20 protein-coding genes are annotated in these 25,537 nt (G+C 63.1%); 13 read left to right on the forward strand and 7 right to left on the reverse strand.

All coding sequences use genetic code 11. The features are described 5' to 3' along the window. Positions 1-138: 138 nt before the first annotated feature. The 11 genes from NKH78_RS07560 to NKH78_RS07610 all read left to right on the forward strand — a co-directional run bounded on the left by NKH78_RS07560 (position 139) and on the right by NKH78_RS07610 (position 13,839). Positions 139-747 carry a CGNR zinc finger domain-containing protein gene (locus NKH78_RS07560; RefSeq protein WP_254816039.1) on the forward strand — a complete coding sequence of 203 codons (609 nt, stop codon included), beginning with the start codon at positions 139-141 and terminating at the stop codon, positions 745-747. After that, on the forward strand, positions 740-1,270 hold the full coding sequence (locus tag NKH78_RS07565) for a hypothetical protein (protein WP_352700888.1): 531 nt from the start codon (positions 740-742) through the stop codon (positions 1,268-1,270). Before NKH78_RS07560 ends, NKH78_RS07565 begins: the two co-directional genes overlap by 8 nt. Positions 1,271-1,494: 224 nt before the next feature. After that, the gene (locus NKH78_RS07570) at positions 1,495-4,974 is read left to right on the forward strand and encodes an indolepyruvate ferredoxin oxidoreductase family protein (RefSeq protein WP_352740499.1); all 3,480 of its coding nucleotides are present in this window, start codon (positions 1,495-1,497) and stop codon (positions 4,972-4,974) included. A 152-nt stretch (positions 4,975-5,126) separates the two neighbouring features. Then, positions 5,127-7,448 carry a putative bifunctional diguanylate cyclase/phosphodiesterase gene (locus tag NKH78_RS07575; RefSeq protein WP_352505881.1) on the forward strand — a complete coding sequence of 774 codons (2,322 nt, stop codon included), beginning with the start codon at positions 5,127-5,129 and terminating at the stop codon, positions 7,446-7,448. A 149-nt stretch (positions 7,449-7,597) separates the two neighbouring features. Then, entirely contained in the window at positions 7,598-8,380 is a 783-nt protein-coding gene (locus NKH78_RS07580; protein ID WP_352480090.1) for an N-acyl amino acid synthase FeeM domain-containing protein, read from the forward strand. 116 nt (positions 8,381-8,496) lie between these two features. Continuing rightward, entirely contained in the window at positions 8,497-8,646 is a 150-nt protein-coding gene (locus tag NKH78_RS07585) for a DUF3096 domain-containing protein (protein ID WP_352480107.1), read from the forward strand. 173 nt (positions 8,647-8,819) lie between these two features. Continuing rightward, a complete protein-coding gene (locus NKH78_RS07590) occupies positions 8,820-9,044 on the forward strand; it encodes an aa3-type cytochrome c oxidase subunit IV (protein WP_254816044.1) in 225 nt (74 codons plus the stop codon). An 81-nt stretch (positions 9,045-9,125) separates the two neighbouring features. Further along, complete coding sequence (locus NKH78_RS07595; protein WP_352686627.1) at positions 9,126-10,400, forward strand: Re/Si-specific NAD(P)(+) transhydrogenase subunit alpha; 1,275 nt, start codon at positions 9,126-9,128, stop codon at positions 10,398-10,400. Continuing rightward, positions 10,400-10,822, forward strand: a complete 423-nt coding sequence (locus NKH78_RS07600) for an NAD(P) transhydrogenase subunit alpha part 2 (protein WP_302893582.1) — start codon at positions 10,400-10,402, stop codon at positions 10,820-10,822. Before NKH78_RS07595 ends, NKH78_RS07600 begins: the two co-directional genes overlap by 1 nt. Before the next feature lie 6 nt (positions 10,823-10,828). Further along, positions 10,829-12,226 (forward strand): NAD(P)(+) transhydrogenase (Re/Si-specific) subunit beta, encoded by a 1,398-nt coding sequence (locus NKH78_RS07605; protein WP_352480092.1) that lies wholly within the window; start codon positions 10,829-10,831, stop codon positions 12,224-12,226. A 92-nt stretch (positions 12,227-12,318) separates the two neighbouring features. Beyond that, a complete protein-coding gene (locus tag NKH78_RS07610; protein WP_352505879.1) occupies positions 12,319-13,839 on the forward strand; it encodes a hypothetical protein in 1,521 nt (506 codons plus the stop codon). A 95-nt stretch (positions 13,840-13,934) separates the two neighbouring features. Here the strand turns inward: NKH78_RS07610 and NKH78_RS07615 are convergent, their stop codons facing one another. The 4 genes from NKH78_RS07615 to NKH78_RS07630 all read right to left on the reverse strand — a co-directional run bounded on the left by NKH78_RS07615 (position 13,935) and on the right by NKH78_RS07630 (position 21,010). Next, positions 13,935-14,852, reverse strand: a complete 918-nt coding sequence (locus NKH78_RS07615; RefSeq protein ID WP_352480094.1) for a hypothetical protein — start codon at positions 14,850-14,852, stop codon at positions 13,935-13,937. A 245-nt stretch (positions 14,853-15,097) separates the two neighbouring features. Continuing rightward, on the reverse strand, positions 15,098-17,569 hold the full coding sequence (gyrB, locus tag NKH78_RS07620) for a DNA topoisomerase (ATP-hydrolyzing) subunit B (protein ID WP_352740501.1): 2,472 nt from the start codon (positions 17,567-17,569) through the stop codon (positions 15,098-15,100). A gap of 146 nt (positions 17,570-17,715) precedes the next feature. Continuing rightward, positions 17,716-20,382: a caspase family protein gene (locus NKH78_RS07625; protein ID WP_352740503.1), complete on the reverse strand. Its 2,667-nt coding sequence runs from the start codon at positions 20,380-20,382 to the stop codon at positions 17,716-17,718. Between the two features lie 58 nt (positions 20,383-20,440). Next, on the reverse strand, positions 20,441-21,010 hold the full coding sequence (locus NKH78_RS07630; protein ID WP_352740505.1) for an NADPH-dependent FMN reductase: 570 nt from the start codon (positions 21,008-21,010) through the stop codon (positions 20,441-20,443). 185 nt (positions 21,011-21,195) lie between these two features. On the opposite strand from NKH78_RS07630, the gene NKH78_RS07635 reads away from it, so the two are divergent. Continuing rightward, positions 21,196-22,569 (forward strand): cytochrome P450, encoded by a 1,374-nt coding sequence (locus NKH78_RS07635; RefSeq protein WP_352740507.1) that lies wholly within the window; start codon positions 21,196-21,198, stop codon positions 22,567-22,569. Positions 22,570-22,590: 21 nt separating this feature from the next. Here NKH78_RS07635 and NKH78_RS07640 read toward each other — a convergent pair whose 3' ends face one another. Further along, a complete protein-coding gene (locus tag NKH78_RS07640; RefSeq protein WP_352700878.1) occupies positions 22,591-23,565 on the reverse strand; it encodes a complex I NDUFA9 subunit family protein in 975 nt (324 codons plus the stop codon). Positions 23,566-23,808: 243 nt separating this feature from the next. Between NKH78_RS07640 and NKH78_RS07645 the strand changes: the two genes are divergently transcribed. Then, positions 23,809-24,078, forward strand: a complete 270-nt coding sequence (locus tag NKH78_RS07645; protein ID WP_352505873.1) for a hypothetical protein — start codon at positions 23,809-23,811, stop codon at positions 24,076-24,078. Positions 24,079-24,132: 54 nt separating this feature from the next. Here the strand turns inward: NKH78_RS07645 and NKH78_RS07650 are convergent, their stop codons facing one another. Beyond that, a complete protein-coding gene (locus NKH78_RS07650) occupies positions 24,133-25,134 on the reverse strand; it encodes an Ldh family oxidoreductase (RefSeq protein ID WP_352686637.1) in 1,002 nt (333 codons plus the stop codon). Between the two features lie 33 nt (positions 25,135-25,167). Continuing rightward, positions 25,168-25,537 (reverse strand): ABC transporter permease subunit (locus tag NKH78_RS07655; RefSeq protein ID WP_352480102.1); only part of this gene is annotated, 370 nt, incomplete at its 5' end.

The raw sequence follows: 25,537 nt of genomic DNA on the forward strand, positions 1-25,537 counted from the left end.
GCAAGACCCTCGATGCATGCCCCACAATCAGGGCGGGGCTTGAGACGACGACATTCTCGATACGGCGATCGCCTCACTGACGAGCGTTGCACCCGGAATCTAACTTGTCAAACGCGATTTATCGGTTAGATTCGCGATATGACAGTATCCTGGACTCCGCACCGCTTCACCGGTGGTATGCTGGCGCTCGACACGGCGAACACCGTCGTTTTGCGGAACGATCCGGAGGAAACTTTCGACCGTTTCGACGATCCGGCCGAGATCGCCCGCTTTGCCGAAGCCGCGAGTGGCTTTCGCGCCGCCGAGCTCGGCGGCAGGCGGCTCGTAGCGCCGGCGCCTGAAAAGATCGCACCGGTGGTGCTGTCGATTCGCGAGACGACCGATCGGCTGTTTCGCGGCGCGGTATCGAAAGGTGCGATCGACACCGCCGACATGCCTGAATTCCTGGAAGCCTGCGCCGATGGCCTCGCCCATGGCCACACCGAAATCGGCATGCCCGGAAAACCGTTCGGCGATCCGGCAACGCCGATCGCCTTCGAGGCGGCGCTTGCGGTCTCGGCGCTGTCGCTGCTGCGCAGCGACACCATCGCCAGGCTGAGGATATGTCCGAACTGCAGCTGGCTGTTTGTCGACAAAAGCCGCAATTCCAGCCGCCTCTGGTGCGATATGGCGGTGTGCGGCAACCGCCAGAAGGCAAACCGATACTATCGCCGCCGGACCGCGGCCAGGGAGGTCACCAATGCCTAAGAAATATTCGCGCGCGATGATCGTCGTCGCGGCGTTATTCGCGGCGACCGCGCTCGGCGCCTGCCGTGATTCCGGCAAGGACCAGCTGTTCGCCATTTCCGGGAAGCTGTTCGAGTTCAACTACCGGCTGGGTATCGCCACCTACGTCATCACCCTCAATCCGCTGCGGCCGGTGGGTGAGGGGCAGGTCGCCGTGGTCTCCTTCCAGAACCCGGCCGGTGGTGATCCGATCATCGTCACCCAGAAAATATGGCCGAAGCTGCCGCATGTGACGCTCACCAGCCCGCCGCTCACCTGCGTTGTCAAGGACAAGCCCTATGCGGTGTCGATCCGCATCGAGGATTCCAGCGGCCAGTTGCTGCAGAGTTTCGAGACCACTCTGACGTCCTCGCTCGACCAGTCGGTCCTGCCCGACCGGCCCCTGGTGGTCGGGCCAGTCTACGAGCTCAACAAGGACTTGGCCGGCCATGTCGACGGCAAGCTGCCCGGTGAACCGAAGCCCAGTTGCCCAAAGGCTGCATGATGCGTCACCAGCGGCACCGACCGCCGCCGGAGTTTTCGTGCTCGGCCATCCTCCCCGACAGGCGTTTCGTGGCGCCACACGGCCGCGCACCGATCGTTTGTTGCGGACCGCCTGGCACCTTCGATTTCGTTTGACCTCCCCGGCAAGGGAAGAAAGACTGTAGGCACTCGACTCCGACGTTGGCCGTGCACCTCCTGGCACGGTCTCCGCACAGGAAACGCCTGATGACGCTGCACAACGTCGCGCTCGACGACAAGTTCGACCTGGCAAAGGAGCGCATCTTCCTGTCGGGCGCCCAGGCAGTCATCCGCATGCTTCTGATGCAGCGCGAGCGCGACCGCCGGGCTGGCCTGAACACCGCCGGTTTCGTCTCCGGCTATCGTGGCTCGCCGCTCGGCGGCCTCGACATGCAGCTGTGGAAGGCCAGAAACCAGCTCGCGCAGTCGGACATCGTCTTCCAGCCCGGTCTCAACGAGGAGCTCGCCGCCACCGCGTGCTGGGGCTCGCAGCAGGCGGAATTGCTGGGCGAGGGTACCCATGACGGCGTTTTTTCGGTCTGGTACGGCAAGGGTCCGGGCGTCGACCGCTCCGGCGACGTGTTCCGCCACGCCAATCTCGCCGGGTCGTCGAAACATGGCGGCGTGTTAGCCCTGATGGGTGACGACCACATGGCCGAATCCTCGACCAACGCGCATGCCACCGAGTTCCTGTTCGTCGACACCATGGTGCCGATCCTCAATCCGGCCGGCGTCCAGGAGATCATCGACTACGGCCTCTACGGCTTTGCCATGTCGCGTTTTGCCGGCACCTGGGCGGCGATCAAATGCGTCAAGGACAACATCGAATCGACGGCCTCGGTCGATGCCGCGCTCGACCGGCTAGATATCGTCGTCCCGGACTTCGACATGCCGCCCGGCGGCCTCAACATCCGTAACGAGATCGACATGCTCGGCCAGGAGGAGCGGTTGCATGAATACAAGCGCGCCGCAGCTTCCGCCTTCATCCACGCCAATGGGCTGAACCGGATCGTCTATTCGGGCGGCAGCAGCGCCAGGCTTGGCATCGTCACCATCGGCAAGAGTTATCTCGACGTTCGCCAGGCGCTGGAGGATATCGGCATCGACGAAGCGGCCGCCAATCGTATCGGCATCAGGCTGTTCAAGGTCGGCTGCCCGTGGCCGCTCGACCTGCAGCACGTCGCCGACTTTGCTCGCGGCCTCGATACCATCGTCGTCGTCGAGGAGAAACGCTCGCTGATCGAGGTGCAACTGCGCGAGAACCTTTACGGCACCGCGACGCAGCCGGTCATCGTCGGCAAGAAGGACGAGCGCGGCGACTGGCTGTTCCCGGCCAAGGGCGCGCTCGACCCCAACGACATTGCCATCGCGCTCGGCGAGAGGATTTTGCGAACGATCGGCCCGTCAGAGGAAATCGCCGCGCGGGTGGCGAAATTGCGCCAGTTCCAGGCGATGCTGGCCGACACGTCAGACATCGCCTCGCGCACGCCGTTCTTCTGCTCCGGCTGCCCACACAATTCCTCGACCAAGGTGCCGGACGGCTCGCTCGCCGCCGCCGGAATCGGCTGTCATTTCATGGCGTTATGGATGGACCGCAATACCGTAGGCTTCACCGCCATGGGCGGCGAGGGCGCGCAGTGGGTCGGCCAGGCGCCGTTCTCGAAGCGCGAGCACATCTTCCAGAACCTGGGCGATGGCACCTACAACCATTCGGGCGTGCTGGCGATCCGCTTCGCGCTGTCGACCGACGCCAACATCACCTATAAGATCCTCTACAATGACGCCGTCGCGATGACCGGCGGGCAGCCGCACGAGGGCGGCCTGACGGTGGACATGATCGCCAGGCAGGTGCGCGCCGAGGGCGTCCAGCGCATCGCCATCGTCACCGACGAGCCGGACAAATATACCGGCAAGGTGGAATTTCCCGCCGGCGCCACTATCCATCACCGCGACGACCTCGATCTCATCCAGCGCGAGTTGCGTTCGGTCAAAGGCGTCTCGGTGCTGCTCTACGACCAGACTTGCGCTGCCGAGAAGCGCCGTCGGCGCAAGCGCGGCACCTTCCCCGATCCCGACAAGCGTATCTTCATCAACGAGCTGGTCTGCGAAGGCTGCGGCGATTGCGGCGTGCAGTCGAATTGCGTCTCGATCCAGCCGGTCGAGACCGAATTCGGCCGCAAGCGCAAGATCGACCAGTCGAGCTGCAACAAGGACTTCTCTTGCGTCAACGGTTTCTGCCCGTCCTTCGTCACCGTCCACGGCGCCAAAATCAGGAAAGCCGAAGGCATAGCCGGCGCGGCCGACCCGCTCGCGGGGGTGCCGGCGCCGGCGCAATTTACGCTCGGTGAACAAGGCTGGGCGGCGATCATCGACGGTGTCGGCGGCACCGGCGTCGTCACCATAGGCGCGGTGCTAGGCATGGCCGCGCACCTGGAAGGCAAGGGCTGCGGCATGATCGACATGGCCGGCCTCGCCCAGAAGGGCGGCTCCGTGTTCACCCATGTCCGCATCGCCCGCACGCCGGACGACATCCACGCCATTCGGGTATCGGCCGGCAAGGCCGACCTCGTGCTTGGCTGCGATCTCGTCGTTTCGGGTGCCAAGAAGGTGCTGGCCGCGGTGCGCGAAGGCCATACCATCTTCCTCGCCAACACCGCCGAGATCATGCCGGGCGAGTTCGCCCGTTCGGCCGATTTCTCGCTGCCCGTCGAGCGGCTGAAGAAAGCGATAAGAACGGCCGCAGGCGACGACAAGGCGCATTTCTTCGACGCCACCCGCACCGCCACCGCGCTGTTCGGCAGCTCGCTTGGCGCCAACATGTTCATGCTCGGCTTCGCCTTCCAGCATGGCGGCCTGCCGCTGTCGGCGGAGGCGGTCGAGAAGGCGATCGAACTCAACGGCGAGGCGGTGGCGATGAATGTCGCGGCATTTCGCTGGGGCCGCCGCGCCGCCCACCAGCCGGATTTCGTGCGTGGCCTTCTCGCCCAGCCGGGCAAGGCCACGCAGCCTGCCGCCATTGCCGAGACGCTGGACGACATCATTGCCCGCCGCGTCACCTTCCTGACCGCCTATCAGAACGCCGCCTATGGCAAACGCTATGCCGACAGACTGGCGGCGCTGCGCAAGGCCGAAACCGATGCTGTGCCCGGGTCGACCGTGGTGACCGAGGCTGCCGCAAAGAACCTGTTCAAGCTGATGGCGATCAAGGACGAATACGAGGTGGCGCGGCTTTATACGGACGGCTCCTTTGCCGCGGAGCTCGCAAAGCAGTTCCAGAGCTACGGCAAGCTCGAATTCCATCTCGCACCGCCGATCATGGGCAGGCGCGGCAGTGACGGGAAGCCGAAGAAATCGAGCTTTGGCCCGTGGATGATGAACGGGTTCCGCCTGCTGGCGGCGATGAAGGGCCTGCGCGGCACCGCTTTCGACCTGTTCGGCTACAGCGCCGAGAGGCGTATGGAGCGGCAGCTTCTTGCCCTCTATGAAGCCGACCTGGAGCTTGTCGCCGGCGCGCTGACGCCGGGCAAGATCGAGGCCGCTGCCGCGCTTGTTTCGGTACCGGCGCTCATCCGCGGCTTTGGCCGCGTCAAGCAGGCCAGTGCCGAAAAAGCCGCCGGCGAACGCCAGCGTCTACTCGACCGCCTCTCGAGGGCGCCGCTGCGGCCGCAACTTCAAGCCGCCGAATGATTCCGCGCTCTGATACCCCTTGTTTACCTGAACTGTAGTTTCCCTGCTTCCGCAGCGTCACCAATGGATGACGGCAGGGCTCGAAACGCCGCTCTAAACCTTTCTTAAGGCCAATGTGACACTGCTGGGTTCCCCAGGGTTGGGATCCAGGCGTGCATCTGAGACGAAAAAACGAGATTCCGGTCGACGTTTACATTCCGTTCGTGGAAACACTGTTTCGCGACGGGTTCACGCTGTCGATCGGCCTTGTTGCGCAGACACTTCTCGTCATTCTGGTCTATTGGAAGACCATGGACCTGGCGTATCTTTTGGTTGCTGCTGGGCTCATCATCGTCGGTACTCTGCGCCTTCGCAACATCCGGAAATACGGGCGACTTCCTTCCCCGACGACGTGGGAAGAAGCCCATGATCGCGAAAATGATTACATAATTTTCGGTTCGATGCATGGTTTTATGCTTGGCGCGTTCTGTTTCGTTAGTATCTATCTGGCAAATGACAGCCACGACAACTATGCCGAAATAGCCTCTGTCTGCGTCACTCTTGCATCGGTCACGTCGATTGCCGGCCGCAATTATGGGTCGCCGCGCATGGTCATGATTTTTATCATTACCACCACATGGCCCATATCGCTTGGCTTTATCCTGCGCGGCGATATCTACCACATTATCCTCGGTCTGATGTCGGCCCCTTTTCTGTTTGCAATCAAGCGATTCGCCGACATCGTCCGCGAAGTCCTGTTTACCGCCCTGTCGGAGGAAAAGAAGGCGAACCGCATCGCGCAGCGTTTCAACCGCGCGCTCAATACCATGTCGCATGGCCTTGTCATGCTTGGTCCCGACGGCCGGGTTGCGGTGGCCAATGCCGAAGCCGCGCACCTGATGTCGCTCAAATCGGCCGATGCGCTGCTCGGCCGCTCGATCCACGGTCTGCTGATGCGCGGCGCTGCAGGCGGCATGCTGGCGCCGAAAGATTGCCGTTACATCGAAGCCCAACTGACGCGTGCGTTGCGCGAGGGCCGCGACCGCAAGGTCCTGGTCTCGCTCACCAACGGCCAGCACTATGAATTTTCGGCGCGCGAAGGCAGCCAGGAACTGGGCGTCGTCACTTTCGAGGATGTGACCGCCCGGGTCGAGGCGGAAGACAAGATCCGCTTCATGGCGCGCTACGACAGTCTCACCGGCCTGCCCAACCGCGGCTACTTCCACGAGTTGGTGGTGGAAGCCATGGCCTCAGGGGATCCCGCGCGTCTCTGCGGGCTGGTGGTGCTCGACCTCGACGATTTTAAGAGCGTCAATGACACGCTCGGCCATCCGGTCGGCGACGGATTGATCTACGCCGTTGCTGAGCGGCTGGCCGCGGTCGCTGGGCCAGGCATCACCGTCAGCCGCTTCGGCGGCGACGAGTTCATGATCTTCTTCGAGCGCATCGAGGATGAAAGCCACCTGATCGGCCAGGTTGATGAGATCTTTGTCAATCTACAGGGCGAGGTCGATGTCGCCGGCCACGGATTACGCATCCAGGCCAGCGGCGGCGCGGTGCTGTCGCGGGTCAAGGATACCGACGTCGACGCCATGATCGTCAAAGCCGACCTTGCACTCTACAAGGCCAAGGAGCTTGGCAAGAACGGTTGGCGGCTGTTCGAGGCCTCCATGGATGCTGCCTTCCGCAGCCGTCAGCTGATGAAGGCGGACCTGCGCAGCGCCGTGGAAAACAACGAATTGCGGGTGGTCTATCAGCCGATCGTGGCGATGAGCACGATGCGTATCGCCAGTTGCGAAGCGCTGTGCCGCTGGGATCATCCCGATCTCGGGCCGATTTCCCCCGGTATCTTTATTCCGCTGGCGGAGGAAATGGGGATTATTTCCGACATCAGCACCTTCGTCCTGCATGCGGCCTGCACGGAATGCGCGAAATGGCCGGCCCAGACCAGCGTGTCGGTCAATCTCTCGGCCAAGGATTTCCGCAACCGTGATGTCATCCAGAAGGTTCGCGACGCGCTAGCTGAATCCGGTCTTTCCGCCGGACGTCTGGAGATCGAGGTCACCGAGACGGCGCTGCTCGACGACAAGTCGCTGACACGCCAATATATCGAGGAGTTGAAGCGGCTCGGCGTGCGCATTGCGCTCGACGATTTCGGTACCGGCTATTCGAGCCTGAGCTATCTCCACAAGCTGCCGCTCGACAAGATCAAGATCGATCGCTCGTTCCTGATCGACGTCACCCAGAACAGCCGGTCGCTCGAATTGCTGAAGGGCATCGTCAACCTGTCGCGACCGCTGGGACTTTCAGTCACTGTCGAAGGTGTCGAGACCTTCGAACAGCTCAAGATCCTGGCATTGCAGGTCAAGCCGGACCTGGTCCAGGGCTTTCTGTTCGGATCTGCGCTCAGCGCGTCCGGCATCGAGACCATGTCGAGCACCGTCTGGCCTTTCGCCAAGGACATCCAGACGGCAAGGAAGGCGCCGCGGCGCTGACTTCGCGCTGAAAACCGCGTATTTTAGTATAATTTTATTAATTATTAACCTTAACGGGCGGTAAACGACCTCCTACTTATTTTCATCTTTACATCTCATGACCCGTCCGTAGTGTCGGCTGGTGGCGGCAATCGCGGGGAATAGAGTTCATGTGTGCCCAGTTGAGTTCGCTCGGCCATGCGGCGGGCGCTGGTGGGAAAGATGCGTCCGAGACCATGTCCAGCTTCGCGCAACATGTCTATGCGCTGCTTGACCGGACGGAGTACCGACGCTGTGAAAGCGGCGAGGACTTCGAAAGCATTTACAGGCTGCGCTACAATTCCTATCGGATGAACGATCTGGTGCCCGAGAATGCGTCCCGTCAGGTCCATGACGAGTTTGACGAACTGCCCAATTGCCATACGTTTGGAATCTACATCGAGGGGCGGCTGGTCAGCACGATGCGCCTGCATGACGTGTCTGCTGATAACGCCACATCACCAGCGCTCAGCGTATACAAGGACTTGTTGATGCCGCGTCTGGCGGCCGGCGAAGTCTTTATCGACCCGAGCCGTTTTGCCGTGGACGCCGAATGGTCACGGCTTTACCCTCAGATCCCGTATGTGACGCTGCGCCTTGCCGGCATGGCGTGCTTCCATTTCGGCGCGCCTTATTGCATATCCATGATCCGTGAGGACCATGCGGCTTTCTACAAGCGCATCTATCGGGCGCGACCGATCGGTGATGCGCGGCCCTATGCCGGCGTGATCAACTGTTTTGCGCTGCTTTATCAGGCCGATGTCCTGGCGATCAAGAATGAAACCTACGCTCGCTTTCCGTTCTTCCGTTCGACGCCGATGGAGCAGCGCATGTTGTTCGATAAGCCCGGCGCCGGCGAACTCGCGCCGCTGACCATCCTGCCCACCGCCAAGTATTTTCGCGAAGCCGCCTGAACGAGCCCATGGAGCCTTCCGATCGCTTCGGCGTTCTGGGCAAGGGTGTTGGTAGGTCGGCATGGCCGACATCCATCACGCACCGCTTCGATAGCGATCCGATCAAAGGAACCGATATGACCATTTCCACGCTCGCCCTTACCCCGCTTATCTCGCTGATTGCAGGCGTGCTGATCCTGGTGATCCCGCGGCTACTCAATTATATCGTCGCCCTTTATCTGATCGTTGTCGGCCTGCTCGGTCTGTTCCCGCATCTCGCCGGCTAACGACATCGGCAATAGCGGACCTGCCATCCATTAGGATTGGTATCGCCGCGCTCCGCGCAGCGATTTCAAGTTTTGCTTGAGATTGTTGGCTGCGGCGATGCGGCAATAGCGCCATTGCCCTTAACGCGGCTTTTCGCTATGTGCCTGAAAGATGTCTTCGAAGGGGTATTCCAATGGCTGAACATACGCCGACCGGTCCTGTCGAACTGGGCGCGAAGATGGACTATGCCGAGCACGACCGCACCTATGCCGGCTTTGTGATGCTGGCCAAATATGGGTCGCTATTTTGCGCCGCCGTGCTTCTTGCCATGGCGTTCGGCTTCTTTGTGGGCGGCTTCTTCTCGGCGACTATCCTGTTCGTGCTGATCCTGGCCATCGGCGCCTTTATTCTCCGATAACTCCTCCAACCTTTGTCGAAGGCGCCGCCGCGGACGGTCGGTGTCTTGCGGTAACAGGGTTCCGGCCGAAAGGATCGTGCGGTGGGACAGACGGTTTTCATCCCTCGTGAGCTCGACGCAAACGAGCCTCGCGTCGCGGCCTCGCCCGATACGGTGAAGCGGCTGGCAGCGCTGGGTTTCGACGTAACCGTGGAAACCGGCGCCGGCACGGCGTCGCGCATTCCCGACGAGGAGTTTGCCAAGGCGGGCGCCGCGATCGGCAAAGCCGGCGATGCTGCCAAGGCCGACGTGGTGCTAAAGGTGCGCCGCCCCATGGACGTCGAGCTGAAGGGCTACAAGTCCGGCGCCGCCGTCATCGCCATCATGGATCCCTATGGCAACGATGCTGCCGTCGCAGCCCTTGCCAGGGCCGGTGTTACTGCCTTCTCCATGGAGTTCATGCCGCGCATCACCCGGGCGCAATCGATGGACGTTCTATCCAGCCAGGCCAACCTCGCCGGCTACCAGGCGGTGATCGATGCGGCTGCCGAATATGACCGGGCGTTGCCGATGATGATGACGGCGGCTGGCACGGTGCCGGCTGCGAAGGCGTTCGTCATGGGCGTCGGCGTCGCCGGTCTGCAGGCCATCGCCACCGCGCGCCGCCTCGGCGCCGTGGTCACCGCCACCGACGTGCGCCCGGCCGCCAAGGAGCAGGTCGCCTCGCTCGGCGCAAAATTCCTGGCCGTCGAGGACGAGGAGTTCAAGGCGGCCGAGACGGCTGGCGGCTACGCCAAGGAAATGTCGAAGGAGTACCAGGCCAAGCAGGCGGCGCTGACCGCCGAGCACATCGCCAAGCAGGACATCGTCATCACCACGGCGCTGATCCCCGGCCGGCCAGCGCCGAAGCTGGTTTCGGCGGCGATGGTCGCGTCGATGAAACCCGGCTCCGTGATCGTCGACCTCGCGGTCGAGCGCGGCGGCAATGTCGAGGGCGCCGTGCCCGGGAAGGTGGTGACCACCGCCAACGGGGTAAAGATCGTCGGCCATCTCAACGTTCCCGGTCGCGTCGCCGCCTCGGCCTCGCTTCTCTATGCCAGGAACCTCTATGCCTTCCTTGAGACGCTGGTCGATAAGGCGACGAAGACGCTTGCCATCAACCGCGACGACGAGCTGGTCAAGGCAACCATGCTGACCGATGCCGGCAAGGTCGTGCATCCCGCGTTCGTCAGGGCTGAACAGGAGCCACCAAAGGGCCAACATGTCGAACCACCGGCCATTCCGGCGAGGACGATGGTTGCCGAGGCTTCGGCGAAGCCGGCTGCGAAGAGACCAGCCGCTTCGAGGAAGCCCAAGACCACCGGAGGGATCGCGTGATGGATCAGACTCTGCAGAAAGCCCTCGACCAGCTCGACCAGGCGACAGCTGCCGTGCGGCTCGCGGTTCAGAACCTAGCCGCCGCGCCCGGCACCGAAGCGGCGGGTGACGCCGCTCACGCGCTGTCCGGCGGTGCCATCGATCCCTTCGTCTTCCGCTTCGCCATCTTCGTGCTGGCGATCTTCGTCGGCTACTACGTCGTCTGGTCGGTGACGCCGGCGCTGCACACGCCATTGATGGCCGTCACCAACGCCATTTCCTCCGTCATCGTAGTCGGCGCGTTGCTGGCCGTCGGCATCTCGGCCTCGGGCATCGCCACCGGCTTCGGCTTCGTTGCGCTGATGCTGGTATCGGTCAACATCTTCGGCGGCTTCCTCGTCACCCAGCGCATGCTGGCTATGTACAAGAAGAAGGAAAAGTAGGCCGCTATGAACGCCAACTTCGCTTCCTTCCTCTATCTGGTCTCCGGCATCCTGTTCATCCTGGCATTGCGCGGCCTGTCGCATCCGACCACCAGCCGCCAGGGCAACATGTACGGCATGATCGGTATGGGCATTGCCATCGCCACGACGCTGGCTCTGGCCACCCCTTCCGCCGGCCGCTTCGCGCTGATCGTGCTCGGGCTGCTGATCGGCGGCTCGGTCGGTGCGGTCACGGCACGGCGCATCGCCATGACCTCGATGCCGCAGCTGGTCGCCGCCTTTCACTCGCTGGTCGGTCTTGCTGCGGTCATGGTGGCGGCCGCCGCCATCTATGCACCGGAAAGCTTCGGCATCGGCACCGTCGCCGATATTCATGCCCAGGCGCTGATCGAGATGAGCCTCGGCGTTGCCATCGGCGCCATCACTTTCACCGGCTCGGTCATCGCTTTCTTGAAGCTCGACGGCCGCATGTCGGGCAAGCCGATCATGATCGGTGGCCGCCACTTCATCAACGCGGCCCTGGGCATTGCGCTGATCGTGCTGATCGTGCTGCTCGTCACCACCGAGTCCAAGCTGGTGTTCTGGCTGATCGTTGCCGGCTCGCTGGTGCTGGGCGTCCTTCTCATCATCCCGATCGGCGGCGCCGATATGCCGGTGGTGGTGTCGATGCTGAATTCCTATTCCGGCTGGGCCGCCGCCGCACTCGGTTTCACGCTCGGCAATCTGGCGCTGATCATCACCGGCGCTCTGGTCGGTTCATCGGGCGCCATCCTGTCCTACATCATGTGCAAAGGCATGAACCGGAGCTTCATCTCGGTCATCCTCGGTGGCTTCGGCGGCGAGACATCAGCCATTGCCAACGACGGCATCGAGCGCACGGTCAAGCAGGGCTCGGCCGAGGATGCCGCCTATCTGATGATGAATGCGCAAAAGGTCATCATCGTGCCGGGCTACGGCATGGCCGTCGCCCAGGCGCAGCACGCGCTGCGCGAGATGGCCGACAAGCTCAAGGCCAACGGCGTCGACGTCAAATACGCCATCCACCCCGTCGCCGGCCGCATGCCCGGCCACATGAACGTGCTCTTGGCCGAAGCCAACGTGCCTTATGACGAAGTGTTCGAGTTGGAGGACATCAACTCTGAGTTCGCGCAGGCCGACGTCGCCTATGTCATCGGCGCCAACGACGTCACCAATCCCTCGGCTCGTGACGACAAGTCCTCACCGATCTACGGCATGCCGATCCTCGACGTCGACAAGGCGCGCACTTGCCTGTTCGTCAAGCGCTCGCTTGGCTCCGGCTATGCCGGCATCGACAACACGCTGTTCTACAAGGACGGCACCATGATGCTGCTCGGCGACGCCAAGAAGATGACCGAGGAGATCGTCAAGGCCATGGATCACTGAAAAGGCCTCGTTGCCAATTCACTGCCGATCGTCGAATACAGCTCGGCTCCGCGCCGGGCTTTTTCTTGGCTGTTACCGGTTCTGAAGCTACGATGCCGACCCGTCGTCTTGCAAACGGCGTCATCGTGGAGGTGCTGGTGCCCGACCCTGGTTCTGCTGCATCGCCGGCCGCCGATCTGACCGCAGCAGAGAAGGCGCCACGCAAGCGCAGCCAGGCGGTAGTGGTCGTGCACGGCATGGGCGAGCAGCGGCCCATGGACACGTTGAGGGAGTTTGTCCAGGCCGTATGGAGCCACGATCCGGCCCGTGCACCGTTCTATGCCCATGTCGCCGATCCGGCCGACCCGATGGGTGCGAAGATCAACCAGAGCTGGATCACGCCCGACAGCCGGACCAATTCGCACGAACTCCGCCGGATCACCACGCCCTATGATGTCGATGGCCGCCGCACCGATTTCTACGAGCTTTACTGGGCCGACATCACCCAGGGCACGACCCGAAGCCGCCTTGCTGCCTGGGTGACGACCCTGCTCTGGCGCAAGCCCGTCGATATTCCGCGCGATGTGCGCAAACTCTACGTCGTCACGCTTTTGGCCACCATCGTCGTCCTCGGCGCGGCGCTGGCGCTCGCAACGTCGACCTGGCAAGGCTACATCTCCTGGACGACCGGTGTGCTTGTCACGGTTCTGGCGTCGTTCGTCATCTGGTCGGTGGACCAGTTTGGCTTGCCTTATTTCGGCGACGTCGCCGCCTATGTGCGGGCCGAAGCGGCAACGGTCGAGAAACGGGCGCTGGTCCGCGAGCGTGGCCTCAAGCTGCTGAAGCGTCTCATGATGGACGATGCCTATGATCGCATCGTGCTGGTCTCGCACAGCCTCGGGTCGATCATCGCCTATGATCTGTTGCAGATCTTGTGGGCTGATTTCAGGCCTAGAAAGCTGGAAGCCATTCGCGACAAAGCGCGGCTGAAGGCGATCCACGCCGTCGACAAGGCGACGCTGGCCGCCGATGCCTCCGCCTGGCCCGACAGCCTCAATGATCTCCCCGCATTCCGGCGCCACCAATGGGAGCTCTACCGGCAGCTTCGCGTCGGCGACGCCGATCATCCGCTGCCGTGGAAGATCAGCGATTTCGTCACGCTCGGCAGTCCGCTGACCCACAGCGAGTTCCTGGTGACCTACAACCTCGCCGAATTCAGGCGCGGCATCGCCGAGCGCCTGTTTTCGGCATGCCCGCCGATCGCCGACAGGGCGGCGGGCGGGACCATGCTCTACCAGGAAGGGCGCAGCCATTCCGGCAAGCCGCAGCGGGCGGTGCATCATGGCGCGGTGTTTGCCGCAACGCGCTGGACCAATATTTTCGACAGGGGCAATGGCTGGCTGACCGGCGACCCGATCTCAGGGCGGATGACGGAAAACTTCGGTCCCGGCGTGGAAAACATCCAGGTCGAGCTGCGCGGCTCGCTTGGCCGCGTCTTCACGCACAGGCTCTATTGGTCGCTGACGGCGAGCGGCGTCGAAGTCAATGCGCCGGTCGGCGCACGGCCGCGCTCGCACCTTGCCGTGCTGCGCGATGCGGTCGATCTCGGCCGCAAACTGGAAGCTGAGCTGTAGGCGGTGAGCACGACAATGCCGCGGCGGCACTTCAAGGCAAGGGTCCGCTTCGGGCGTAATCTTCCCGAAGCGGACCGAGTTCGCCTAGTCACCGATCAACGATTGGTCAGGAAAATTGCTTCCTCGTCGTCGCGCTGCCTGCCGCCAAGTGCTGCGGCCGCACTGGCAATGAAGGCGCCGATGACCAGCGACAGCGCGCCAATCAGCGAGAAGGTGGCGCCTGCCTTTCTGGCGGTGTCGGCCGCCTGCTGCGCCTTGACCTTGGCCTCCTGCGCTCTGGCGATTACTGCATCGACGCGAGCGGTGGCATCCGCTTCGGACAGGCCTGTGCGGGCGGCCACCAGCCGCGACAGATAGGTCTTGTCGTCGGCCGATATTTCGCCTGCTGCGGCACTCGCGATCAGAATGCGCGATGCCTGCGCCGATGCCGCGGCGTCGCTCTCCGGATTGGCGGCAGCGAGCCTTGCCGGATCGGCCGGGCGAAACAGCGTATCGACGAAATACGACGTGGCGTCGTTAGTCGAGGCGCCACCAGCGTTTGCGGCAGCACCTGCCGAAGCGCCCATTGCCGCGCCCGATGCCACAGTCGAAGCAGCCTGGACACCGCTGCCTATTGCGGCCGAAAGCGCCGTGCCGAGCACGCCGGCGACGAGCAACGTCGCCAGCGCCCAGGCCAGGAAACCGTGAGCGGTATCGCGGAAGAAGACTTCATCGGTGTGGATGCCGACCCATTTGGTGCGCAGGCGTCCGGCGAGGTAGCCGCCCAGCGCCGACGACAACCACTGCACGACGATCAGCCAGACGGCAGTGGAAACTGCGAAAGTGGTGACTGACGCACCCGAGCCGGACCATGGCGACACCATGCTCAGCCCAAGCCCGGAGCCGAGCAGCATCAAGATGAAGGTAAGCGTCGACGCAGCAAAGGCGCCGGCGACGATTGGCCCCCAGCTGACAGCGGGGGAAGCGGATTCCGTCGGTGCGGAAACGTCGGCAGTCGTTAGGGTGGACGGCATCGAAGCCCCCTACCTTGCAAACAGCATGATCAGAATAATGATCGGAATCGGGACTCCGAGAAGCCAGAGCAAAATGCCACGTCCCATGGATGCCTCCTGCGGCGATTGTGATCAACTACAATGCCTTGAAAGCCTTTCCGTTCCGGCGGTCCTGCTGATCTCTGTTGCTTGCAACAGTCGGCATCGGTGCGCCAAGGCGCACCAATGCACTTCATGCCTGCTGGCTGGGTATCTGAGATCGTGGCTCAGATGTCCAGATTGGCGACCGACAGCGCGTTTTCCTGGATGAATTCGCGCCTGGGCTCGACCTCGTCGCCCATCAGCCGCGAAAACAAGCTGTCCGCATCCGTTGCGTCATTGACCTTGACCTGCAAGAGCGAGCGCACATTCGGGTCAAGCGTCGTTTCCCAGAGCTGCTCGGCGTTCATTTCGCCAAGGCCCTTGTAGCGCTGCATGGTGAGGCCCTTGCGGCCGGTGGCAAACACGGCATTGAGCAGTGCCAGCGGCCCCGAAATGGTTTCCGAGACATCCTTGCGGCGCAGCACCGGCGGCTCGCCATAGATTTCCGCCAGACGCGGCGCATAGCGGTCGAGCTGGCGTGCGTCGGCGGAATTGATCAGCGCCAGGTCGAGATGTGCGAACTCCTTGACGCTGCGCACCGTTCGCTCGAAGACATAGCCGCCAATGCCCTCGTTCGAGGTCGACATGCGGCCGATCCAGCCGCGCTCGGTGTCCTCGGCGATAATGTCGAGACGGCGGGCAACACGCTCGGCCGTCTCATTGGCGCGGCCGAGGTCGGTGAAGATCTCCGGGTTGAGCGCGCCGGCAATCGCTGCCTGCTCGACCACGCCTCTGTTATAGCGGGTGTGCAATCCGTTGATGAGCTGGCGGACAGCCAAGGCGTCGTCGATGGCACTGCGCAGGTCCTGCCCGGCCCGCACCTCGCCCGTGCTGAGCGCAAGCGACGCTTCTTCCAGCCCGGAGCCGATCAGGAATTCCTCGAAGGCGGCTTCGTCCTTGATGTATTGCGAGCTCTTCCCGCGCGTCACCTTATAGAGCGGCGGCTGCGCGATGTAGAGATGACCGCGTTCGATCAGTTCCGGCATCTGGCGAAAGAAGAAGGTCAGCAGCAAGGTGCGGATGTGGGCGCCGTCGACATCGGCGTCGGTCATCAGGATGATCTTGTGGTATCGCAGCTTGTCGGCATTGAACTCGTCCTTGCCGATCGAGGTGCCGAGCGCAGTGATCAGCGTGCCGATCATGTCGGAGCCGAGCATACGGTCGAAGCGGGCGCGCTCGACATTGAGGATCTTGCCGCGCAGCGGAAGAATGGCCTGGTTCTGGCGCGAACGGCCGCCCTTGGCCGAGCCGCCGGCGCTGTCGCCCTCGACGATGAAGATCTCCGATTTTGCCGGATCGCGCTCCTGGCAATCGGCCAGCTTGCCGGGCAGCGAGGTGACGCCGAGCGAACTCTTGCGGGTAATGTCGCGTGCCTTGCGCGCGGCTTCACGCGCGGCCGCGGCCTGGATGACCTTCTCGATGACCGCCTTGCCCTCGGTCGGGTGCTCCTCCAGCCAGGTGCCGAGCGCTTCGTTGACCAGCCCTTCGACCACCGGACGGACCTCGGACGACACCAGCTTGTCCTTGGTCTGCGAGGAGAATTTCGGGTCGGGAACCTTGACTGACAGCACCGCCGTCAGCCCTTCACGGCAATCGTCGCCGATCAGCGCCACCTTTTCCTTCTTGGTCAGGCCCGAAGAGTCGCCATAGCCGGTTATCTGGCGTGTCAGCGCACCGCGAAAGCCTGCCAGATGCGTGCCGCCGTCGCGTTGCGGGATGTTATTGGTGAAGGCCAGCACGTTCTCGTGGTAGCTGTCGTTCCACCACATGGCGACTTCGACCGTGATGCCGTCGCGCTCGGCGCGGATCGATATCGGCTTGTCGAGCAACGGCTTTTTCGTCCGGTCGAGATATCGGACGAACTCTTCGAGGCCGCCATCGTAGTGCAATTCATGGCGCACGATGTCGGCATGGCGGGCATCGGTCAAAACGATGCGCACGCCGGAGTTCAGGAAGGCGAGTTCGCGCAGCCGATGCTCCAGCGTACCGTAGTCGAATTCGACCATGGTGAAGGTTTCGGACGACGGCAAAAACGTGATTTCGCTGCCGCTGCGGCCTTCATAGGTGCCGGGGACCTTGTCTTGTTCATAACTGCCGGTGACGCGCAGCGGCGCGTCGGCATTGCCATGCGTGAAGCTCATCTCGTAGATCTGGCCGTTGCGGCGGATCTTCAGTTTCAGCCAGGCCGACAGCGCGTTGACGACCGACACGCCGACGCCGTGCAGGCCGCCCGACACCTTGTAGGAGTTCTGGTCGAACTTGCCGCCTGCATGCAGCTGCGTCATGATCACTTCGGCCGCCGAAATGCCTTCGCCGGTGTGGATATCGGTCGGAATGCCGCGGCCATTGTCGATGACCGTCACCGATCCGTCCGGATTGAGCGTCACCGTCACCAGGTCGGCATGGCCGGCCAGGGCTTCGTCGATGGCGTTGTCGACGACTTCATAGACCATGTGGTGTAGGCCCGAGCCATCGTCGGTATCGCCGATATACATGCCCGGCCGCTTGCGAACGGCATCCAAGCCCTTCAAAACCTTGATGGAATCGGCGCCGTACTCGGCTTCAACGCCGTTGGCGATGTCGGTCTGTTCGCTCATGAAAACCTGTCTGATTGATGCCGTGTGCAGAGCGCGAAAAATCGGCTTCGAATCGCGCATTTCTAATGTCGTAGATATAGGCGCAAAAGGCGGTTTTTCCAAGGTTTGCAGGCATTTCCGGACGGAATGACGGTCGCGTCGGCCGGCTACTGGCGCTTGGCTTCGATCCTGGCCAGCCGCTGACGCAGGAACTTGATCATGAATTTGTATCGCGGCGCCAACCGCCCGCTTCGGTCGAGCTCGAGCGTCATGTCGAGCGCCTTGGAAAGCACGGCTTTCGGATTCTTAGCGACTTGCGCGTAGTCGATATAGGCGACCACCAGGTCGCGCTGCCAGGTGGCGTTGTTCGGATCGGACCGGGCAAGTTTCTCGCGAATGGCCAGGCTGTCCTGAAAGGCTTGCCGGGCTCCGCTGACGTCGCGCTGCTTTAGGCGCAGGGTGGCGACTTCGGACAGCGTTATCGACAAGTCCCGCTGCCAGTCGGAATTGGCGGGATCGAGCTTGGCCAGCCGCTGTGCAATCGCGTAGCTGTCCAGATAGGCTTTCAGCGCGCCTTTGTGGTCGCGCTGTATCGCCAGGACGCCGGCGACTTTCTCGAGGCAGACGGATAGGTCGCGCTGCCATTCGGTGTTGTTCGGGTCGCCGACGGCGAGCGCGCTGGCCTGCGAAAGTGCCTCACGATAAGCCGAAAGTGCCGCCGGCCAATTCTGCTGGTCGCTCAGCGCATTGCCGATCTTGGCGTTGCCGACCGACAGGTCGCGTTTCAGCTCGGTGTCGCCCGGATCGCGTTTCGCCAGGTGCTTGACGATCGCGAGGCCTTCCCTGTAAGCCGCCAGCGCCCCGGCGGCGTCGCCGCGTTCGCGCAGCAGGTCGCCTATCGTATCGTGGCTGACCGAGACGTCACGCTGCCGGTCGGCGTCTCCCGGTTTGTCCGCCGCCAGCGCCAGCCGCACCTTCAGGCTCTCTTCATAGGCCGCCTGTGCGTTGTCCAGTTGGCCTGCGACATGGGCAAGGTGACCGATCTCATCGTAGGTGATGGTCAGGTCGCGCTGCAGTTCGGCACGGTCGGGCTCTCCGGCGGCGAGCTGTTTCTTGATCGACAGACTTTCCTGGTAGACCTCTGCGGCGCCGGCCAGATCGCCTTGCGTCGCCAATACGTTGCCGATCTTGTCATTGGCCATGGCGAGGTCGCCGAACCACTCCAGATTGTCCGGTTCTGCCTCGGTCAGGCCCTGCAGAATGGTCTTGGCGGTCTCATAATTCTGCAGCGCTGTCGGCAGATTGCCTTGCGCCATCCGCACATTGCCGAGCTTGACGTGGCTGACGGCGAAGTCGCGCTTCACGTTGGGATCGGTTTCATGATGCAACCGCCGTTCGAGATCGGCTTGCAGCGCCTCGAAGGCGCGGCCGGCCGCCTCGATATTGCCGACCGTGGTATAGAGCTTGCCGAGTTCGTCCAGCGTGCGGATCAAGCGGTCGGCATCGTCGAGCGACAGCACCACCTGTCCGGCTTCGCCATAAAGCGCGAGCACGGACTCGTAGTCCCTGATGGCTGTGGCGTAGTCGAGGTCGGCGCGCGCCGCCCCGCCGGACAGATAGCGCGTTGCGGCCTCGGAGAGCGTGCGGCTGACGAAATTGGCCTTCAAAGCGTTCCGAGAGACATTATCGATCTCGGCTGCCTCGGCGAGCTTTTTACGCGCCGCATCGAACGCTCCCAGCGAAAGCTGCTCTTCGGCCTGCCGGCGCAACGCTGCCACCCGCAGATCGTCGGATCCAAGCGTCTGCATTTCGCTCCGCACCTTGACGAAGGCGTCGGCTGCCTCACGCAGCCTGGCGTTCAGACTGTCGGCGGAGAGGTGGCCGGAATCGGAACTGATCAACGCGCCATAGAGCGGTGCCAGCGGCATGTCGGCGTCGCTGGCGATCTTCTCCACCTCGCCGCGCATCTGAGGCGTCACCTCAGCCATAGCGAGCAACAAGCGTTCGCGCTCGGGCAGTTTCTCCTTGGCTGTCGTGGCAAAGAACAGCTGCGGCAGGCCGCTCTCGACATAGGGCAATTGCTTGCCGCGCGAGAGGTCGTAGACCTCCTGCTGCACGAGCGTCAGCACGGAGCGGATCTCGAGTCCATCGGTGCCGAGATATTTCGTCAACGCCGCAGTGAACGGCGAATTCTGGCCGGTCCCATCCGCGGCGGTCTCGCCGGGCGCCGCCGAGAAGGCAAACAGAATGTTTTCTGCCCGCCCGACGCGGCCAAGACCCGGCCGGACCTTGACGCCGACCTCTTTTGCAAGCGCCGTTGCGCCGCGGCCTTCGCCGCCCGTAGCCGCAAACGGATCGCTGCGGCAGGCATCGAGCACGATCAGTCCGACCTTGCTGGTGGCGGCGACGGTCGTGCGGATCTCCTCCAGCGGCAGGCTGGTCTTTTCCAGTGCGTCGAGCGACGACGCGTCTGCATCGACCGGCAGGAGCCGATTCTCGCCGGCGATCTCGACCCCGTGGCCGGAAAAGAACACCAGTACCACGTCGGCGCCTTTGGCATCCTCGCGGAAATCGTCGAGCGCCCGGCGCATGCGCCGCAGGTCGCGGTTGGTTTCGAGGAAGACCTCAAAGCCGAGCTTCCTCAGCACCGTTTCCATCACCTCGCCGTCGTTGACGGGATTGGCGAGCGGCCGGATCAGCCGGTAGTCGTTCTCGGCGATGACCAGCGCAACGCGCCGCTCCGCCACGGCAGCGGAGGCCGTCGAGAGGATCAGCAGTAAGGCAAACAGAAGACGCAAATCGAACCGCCCCGGCCCGGTCGTTTGCCGGAGCATTCCATCTCTTTATGGCATGAGCAAGTTATGGCATCGGCAAGCTCGGCCGTTCGCGTTGTCAGCCGATCCGCATCGGCTTCAGCGCTTCGCTCCAGCGGAACAGCTCGTCCAGCATGGTCCTGGCCCCGCCGAGCACCTGCTCGCTGGGCAGGAAGGCGCCGGTCTCGTCGAGCAGCTTCTGGTACATCGGCAGCGCCACGCCCTCCGGGATCGGCATGACGCCGACGGAGGTCAGCAACGGTTTGACCGCCTGCGCCGCACGCAAGCCGCCGGAGACACCGCCGTAGCTGAGGATGGCGGCCGGCTTGTATCGCCATTCCCTGAGCAGGTAGTCGACCGCGTTGATGATCGCGGGGGCGGCGAAATAATTGTATTCCGGCGCTACGAAGACGAATGCGTCGGCGGCGTCGATTGCTTTCGACCAGGCTTTCGTGTGGCTGTTTTCGTATTTGCCGAGTCTCGGATGGTGCGGCTCGTCCAGCACCGGCAGGTTGAAGGCGGCGATATCGGTGAGCAATGGCTCGAATTTGCCGTGTTCGCGCGCAAAGCTTTCCAGCCACTTTGCGAAAATCGGTCCAGCGCGGCCCGGCCGCGTGCTGCCGATGATGACGTTCAACTGGTGCTTCAAGGCGGGGCTCCTGCCGGTTTCTGACATCTGTGGTGCTGCCACCTAAGACACGCAGCCGGACACAGCAAGCAGGCACTTTCCGGTGCCCGGGTCACATTCCAGAGAGCGGATGCATCACCTTGTCGTCCGCTCACATGGACGCCTGCCTTGCCCGCCACTACATTGAGGTGTCAGCGGAGCAAGTCATGGACAGTCAGCCCGTCCCCTTCGTCCCGCCGGCGCCGAAGCCGCGCACCGCGCCGCCCTCGACGCTGGAGATGATCCGCATCGTCTACCGCAATCCGCTCGAACTGTGGGGCGAGCCGACCTACAACGAGCCCTGGATTTCGGTGACCGGCATCGGCGGGCCGCTGGTCATCGCCAACGACCCCGGTCTCATTCGCCACGTGCTGGTCGATAACGCCAAGAACTACAAGATGGCGACGGTTCGCCAGTTGATCCTGCGGCCGATCCTGCGCGACGGCTTGCTGACCGCCGAGGGCGAGGTGTGGAGGCGTTCACGCAAGGCGATGGCGCCGGTGTTCACGCCGCGCCATATCTTCGGTTTTGCCGAGCCGATGCTGAGGCGCACGCGGGAGTTCGTCACGCGCTACGAGGGCGGCGGCACGTTCGACATCGCGCACAACATGACGCTGCTCACCTTCGACATCCTGGCCGAGACACTGTTTTCGGGCGAGATATCGGGCGAGCCCGGCAGCTTCGCCAAGGAGATCGATCGCCTGTTCGAGACGATGGGCCGGGTCGATCCGCTCGACCTTTTGCGTGCGCCCGACTGGCTGCCGCGCCTGACCCGCATCCGCGGCCGCAAGACCATGGCCTACTTCCGCAAGATCGTCACCGACACGGTGCAGATGCGCGAGGCGCGGTTGAGGCGTGCTCCGGACACGGTGCCGCAGGATTTTCTCACGCTGCTGTTGCGGGCGGAGGGACCGGGCGGGCTAACCCGGTCCGAGGTCGAGGACAACATCATCACCTTCATCGGCGCTGGCCACGAGACTACGGCCAGGGCCCTCGGCTGGACGCTCTACTGCCTTGCCGAAGCGCCGTGGGAGCGCGAAAAGATCGAGCACGAGATCGATGCGGTGCTGGCGCGTGAGCCCGACCCGACGAAATGGCTCGACGCCATGCCGCTGACACGCGCCGCCTTCGACGAGGCGCTCAGGCTCTATCCGCCGGCGCCGTCGATCAACCGCGAACCGATCGAGCCCGAAACCTGGAACGGCCTCTACATACCGCGGCGTGCCGCGGTGCTGGTGATGCCGTGGGTCGTCCACCGCCATCGGAAATTGTGGGACCGGCCGGACGCTTTCATGCCGGAACGCTTCCATCCGGGGAATCGCGAAAAGATCGACCGTTTCCAGTATTTGCCGTTCGGCGCCGGGCCTCGCGTCTGCATCGGCGCCAGCTTCGCCGTGCAGGAGGCAATCATCGCGTTGGCGATCATGCTTTCGCGCTATCGTTTCGATACCACCGCGCAAACCCGACCCTGGCCGGTGCAGAAGCTGACGACGCAGCCGCAAGGCGGGCTGCCGATGCAGGTCACCAGGCGCGCGCCGTAGGCAACCGGACGTCCGTTCGTGTTATACGGCGGACTTGCGCTGGAACTGGCCGGCGGCGCGGTAGCGCCAGAGATAGCTTGGCAGGATGGTTCCGATCGAACGCGGCTGGATACCGAGGCCGGCAAGCGTCCTGTTGTCCTTGACGGCGTCATCCGACACGACATTGTGCTGGCGCAACAGCAGGACCTGGTCCTTGGTCAACAATGGATTGGGCAGCAGCCCGAGAATTGATGCCTGGAGGTTCGCCAGCCACCATGGCACGGGCAGCAAAAAACGCTTGCGTTCGATGATGACAAGCAGCTCTTGCATGCACTCCCTGAAGGTAAGCACCTGCGGCCCGCCGAGTTCATAGATCCGGCCGCCTTGGACCTTGCCGTCGACCGAGTGCGCCACCGCCTCGGCGACGTCGCCGACATAGACCGGCTGGAATTTCGTCTGCCCGCCGCCGATCAGCGGCAGCACTGGGGAAAAGCGGGCCATGTTGGCAAAGCGGTTGAAGAAACCGTCCTCCGGCCCGAAATTGATCGATGGCCGCAAGATCACGGCGTCTTGGACCGTCTCAAGAACGGCCTTTTCGCCGAGCGCCTTGGTACGCGCGTAGTCCGATTGCGCGTGGAGGTCCGCTCCCAGAGCCGATATGTGGGTGAGGCCGGCGCCGACGGCGCGCGCCGCTTCGGCAATAGCGCGCGCGCCGAACTCGTGGACGGCAGTAAATTTCTGCCGGCCGGCCTCATGTGCGATCGCCACCAGATTGACGACATGGTCGGCGCCTTGCACGGCGCGGTCGACCGACCAGCGCACCCGGACATTGGCCTGCACCGGCTGGATCTGCCCGACATTGCCAAGCGGTTGCAAATGACCGGCGAGATCGGGCCGGCGGCAGGCAACCCGGATGCGGTAGCCGCGCTTGGCCAGCGCCCGCACGACATGACGACCGACAAAGCCGGAGCCGCCGAAAACGACGACGAGCTTTGGGGTCTGAAGGATTTCGGTCATGGCTGGCTCCGGCGGGCTATCCAGATGGCTTGATTGAAGCCGTTTCATAGTCGGTTTCGCGCCAAAGGCAAAGGGCGACCATAGGTCGCCCGGCACTGTTGAAGCATGATTTTCCGGATCCGTTCGAAATGGCAGAAAACGCCGTCGAGGCCCGGCTTTACGGCAACTCCATTAGGAACAGGAACCTTTGTTCGCTAGGCGATTTTAGATGTATGGTTTGATTCCGAATGGAGGATATTGCCGATGACGACAAAACGCGTTGCGATCTTCGCTCTGGCTTTCGTAACAGGCTGCAGCATTGGTGCCCCGGCATTCGCGGCAAACCGGCATCACCAAGCGCAACCCGAACGCTACGTTCCCGCCAACGGCGACATCATCGACATTCTGTTCGGTGGCCCGCGCTACTATGACAACCCCCTGTTCACGACGGCCGCCGAACCCTGCTCCTACAACAGGGTAGGACCGGACGCGAATGCGGTGAACGTCATCAACGATCATCATTGCGGGAAGTAGGCTCGCGCTCCCGGATCGGCCGGCCTCTGCCGCTCATCGTACAAACGAATTTCTTTAGGACGAATAGCGCGCGGCGAATTCGGAAATGCGTTGCACCACGGCTTTCGGCGCGCTTATGCCGCGCGCCGCCGCCTTCTCTGCCGCTTCTGCCCGGGCACGCCCCGGCACATGCACGCCATAGCGCCGCCGCAACCTGTCGAGTTGGTCCTTCATCCGTTTCTCGAAGTTCGGATCGAGCAGCTTGGGCTCGACGGCGAGCACGAACAGGCCGGTCCCCGGACTGTCCGGCCCGCCGCTGAACCATGGCGCATCGAGCGACCAGTTGGCGCCCGACAGGCCCGCAGCCAGCACCTCGACCATCAGCGCGATGTTGGCGCCGCGCTGGCCGCCGAAGGCAAGCATGGCGCCTTTCATGGCGGCTGCCGGGTCCGTGGTTGGATTGCCGCTGGCGTCCAGTGCCCAGCCTTCGGGGATCTTCTTGCCGTCCTCGGCCGCCTTGCGGATGTTGACGAAGGCAGTGGCGCTCGACGACTGGTCGATGACCAGCGGCGCCCCGTCCGTGGTGGGTGCGGCAAAGGACATCGGGTTGGTGCAGTAGACCGGCTTGACCGAGCCCGAGCCGGCAAGCACGGCCGGGCCGTTGGTGGCGGCGAACGACACCAATCCCTGCGCGGCCAGCCGTCCGGTGAAATAGCCGAGCGCGCCGCAGGTATAAGCATTCTTCTGCGAAAAGATGGCGACGCCGAACAGCCGCGCCGCCTTGGCGAGGTCATCGATCGTGCGGTCGAAACCGGTATGCGCTAAGCCGCCGCGCGCATCGGAAAGATAGACCGCGAGCGCCGGCCTGGTGATCACCGGATCGGCGTTGCCGTCAATACGGCCGGCTTCCAGTGCTTCGAGATAATCGATGAAGTGCGACAGTCCGACTGTCGACAGTCCTTCAGCCTCGGCCGCGACGATCGAGGCAGCCAGCGACTGCGCCGCCTCTTCGTTGGCGCCGGCGCCAAGTGCGGCCATCCGGCACAGCCCTGTCGCCTGGTCGAGACTGAGTTGCATGGCAGCTGCCCTGAATTCGCGACTTTAACAGCTTTAGCCTAGCTTGCTCGGGATCCGCGCCTCGAGCCTGCGGAAACCGAACACCAGGATACCGGTGATGGACATATAGACCAACGCCAGAAGCAGCAAGGGTTCGTAGGTGATGAATAGATCCTGGCGCACCCGCGAAGCTACGGCATAGATGTCGACCATAGTTATCGTTGCCACCAGCGGTGTCGCTTTCAGCTGGAGAACAGTTTCACCCGCCAGCGTCGGCAGTGCCCGGCTGATCGCCTGCGGGAGCCATATGCGCCTGAAGATTTTCCAACGGCTCATGCCGAAAGCGCGGGCCGCTTCGAGTTGGCCAAGCGGTACCCCGGCGAAGGCGCCACGCATTACTTCGCCTTCATAGCCGGCATACGAG

Source organism: Mesorhizobium sp. M0910 (assembly GCF_040319465.1).
In the GTDB taxonomy this organism is placed as follows: Bacteria; Pseudomonadota; Alphaproteobacteria; order Rhizobiales; family Rhizobiaceae; genus Mesorhizobium.

Excerpts from the sequence above, each read along its gene's own strand:
- NKH78_RS07560 (WP_254816039.1), top strand. The coding sequence starts at position 139 with ATGACAGTATCCTGGACTCCGCACCGCTTCACCGGTGGTATGCTGGCG.
- NKH78_RS07565 (WP_352700888.1), top strand. The coding sequence starts at position 740 with ATGCCTAAGAAATATTCGCGCGCGATGATCGTCGTCGCGGCGTTATTC.
- NKH78_RS07570 (WP_352740499.1), top strand. The coding sequence starts at position 1,495 with ATGACGCTGCACAACGTCGCGCTCGACGACAAGTTCGACCTGGCAAAG.
- NKH78_RS07580 (WP_352480090.1), top strand. The coding sequence starts at position 7,598 with ATGTGTGCCCAGTTGAGTTCGCTCGGCCATGCGGCGGGCGCTGGTGGG.
- NKH78_RS07585 (WP_352480107.1), top strand. The coding sequence starts at position 8,497 with ATGACCATTTCCACGCTCGCCCTTACCCCGCTTATCTCGCTGATTGCA.
- NKH78_RS07590 (WP_254816044.1), top strand. The coding sequence starts at position 8,820 with ATGGCTGAACATACGCCGACCGGTCCTGTCGAACTGGGCGCGAAGATG.
- NKH78_RS07600 (WP_302893582.1), top strand. The coding sequence starts at position 10,400 with ATGGATCAGACTCTGCAGAAAGCCCTCGACCAGCTCGACCAGGCGACA.
- NKH78_RS07605 (WP_352480092.1), top strand. The coding sequence starts at position 10,829 with ATGAACGCCAACTTCGCTTCCTTCCTCTATCTGGTCTCCGGCATCCTG.
- NKH78_RS07610 (WP_352505879.1), top strand. The coding sequence starts at position 12,319 with ATGCCGACCCGTCGTCTTGCAAACGGCGTCATCGTGGAGGTGCTGGTG.
- NKH78_RS07615 (WP_352480094.1), bottom strand. The coding sequence starts at position 14,852 with ATGCCGTCCACCCTAACGACTGCCGACGTTTCCGCACCGACGGAATCC.
- gyrB (WP_352740501.1), bottom strand. The coding sequence starts at position 17,569 with ATGAGCGAACAGACCGACATCGCCAACGGCGTTGAAGCCGAGTACGGC.
- NKH78_RS07625 (WP_352740503.1), bottom strand. The coding sequence starts at position 20,382 with ATGCTCCGGCAAACGACCGGGCCGGGGCGGTTCGATTTGCGTCTTCTG.
- NKH78_RS07635 (WP_352740507.1), top strand. The coding sequence starts at position 21,196 with ATGGACAGTCAGCCCGTCCCCTTCGTCCCGCCGGCGCCGAAGCCGCGC.
- NKH78_RS07640 (WP_352700878.1), bottom strand. The coding sequence starts at position 23,565 with ATGACCGAAATCCTTCAGACCCCAAAGCTCGTCGTCGTTTTCGGCGGC.
- NKH78_RS07645 (WP_352505873.1), top strand. The coding sequence starts at position 23,809 with ATGACGACAAAACGCGTTGCGATCTTCGCTCTGGCTTTCGTAACAGGC.
- NKH78_RS07650 (WP_352686637.1), bottom strand. The coding sequence starts at position 25,134 with ATGCAACTCAGTCTCGACCAGGCGACAGGGCTGTGCCGGATGGCCGCA.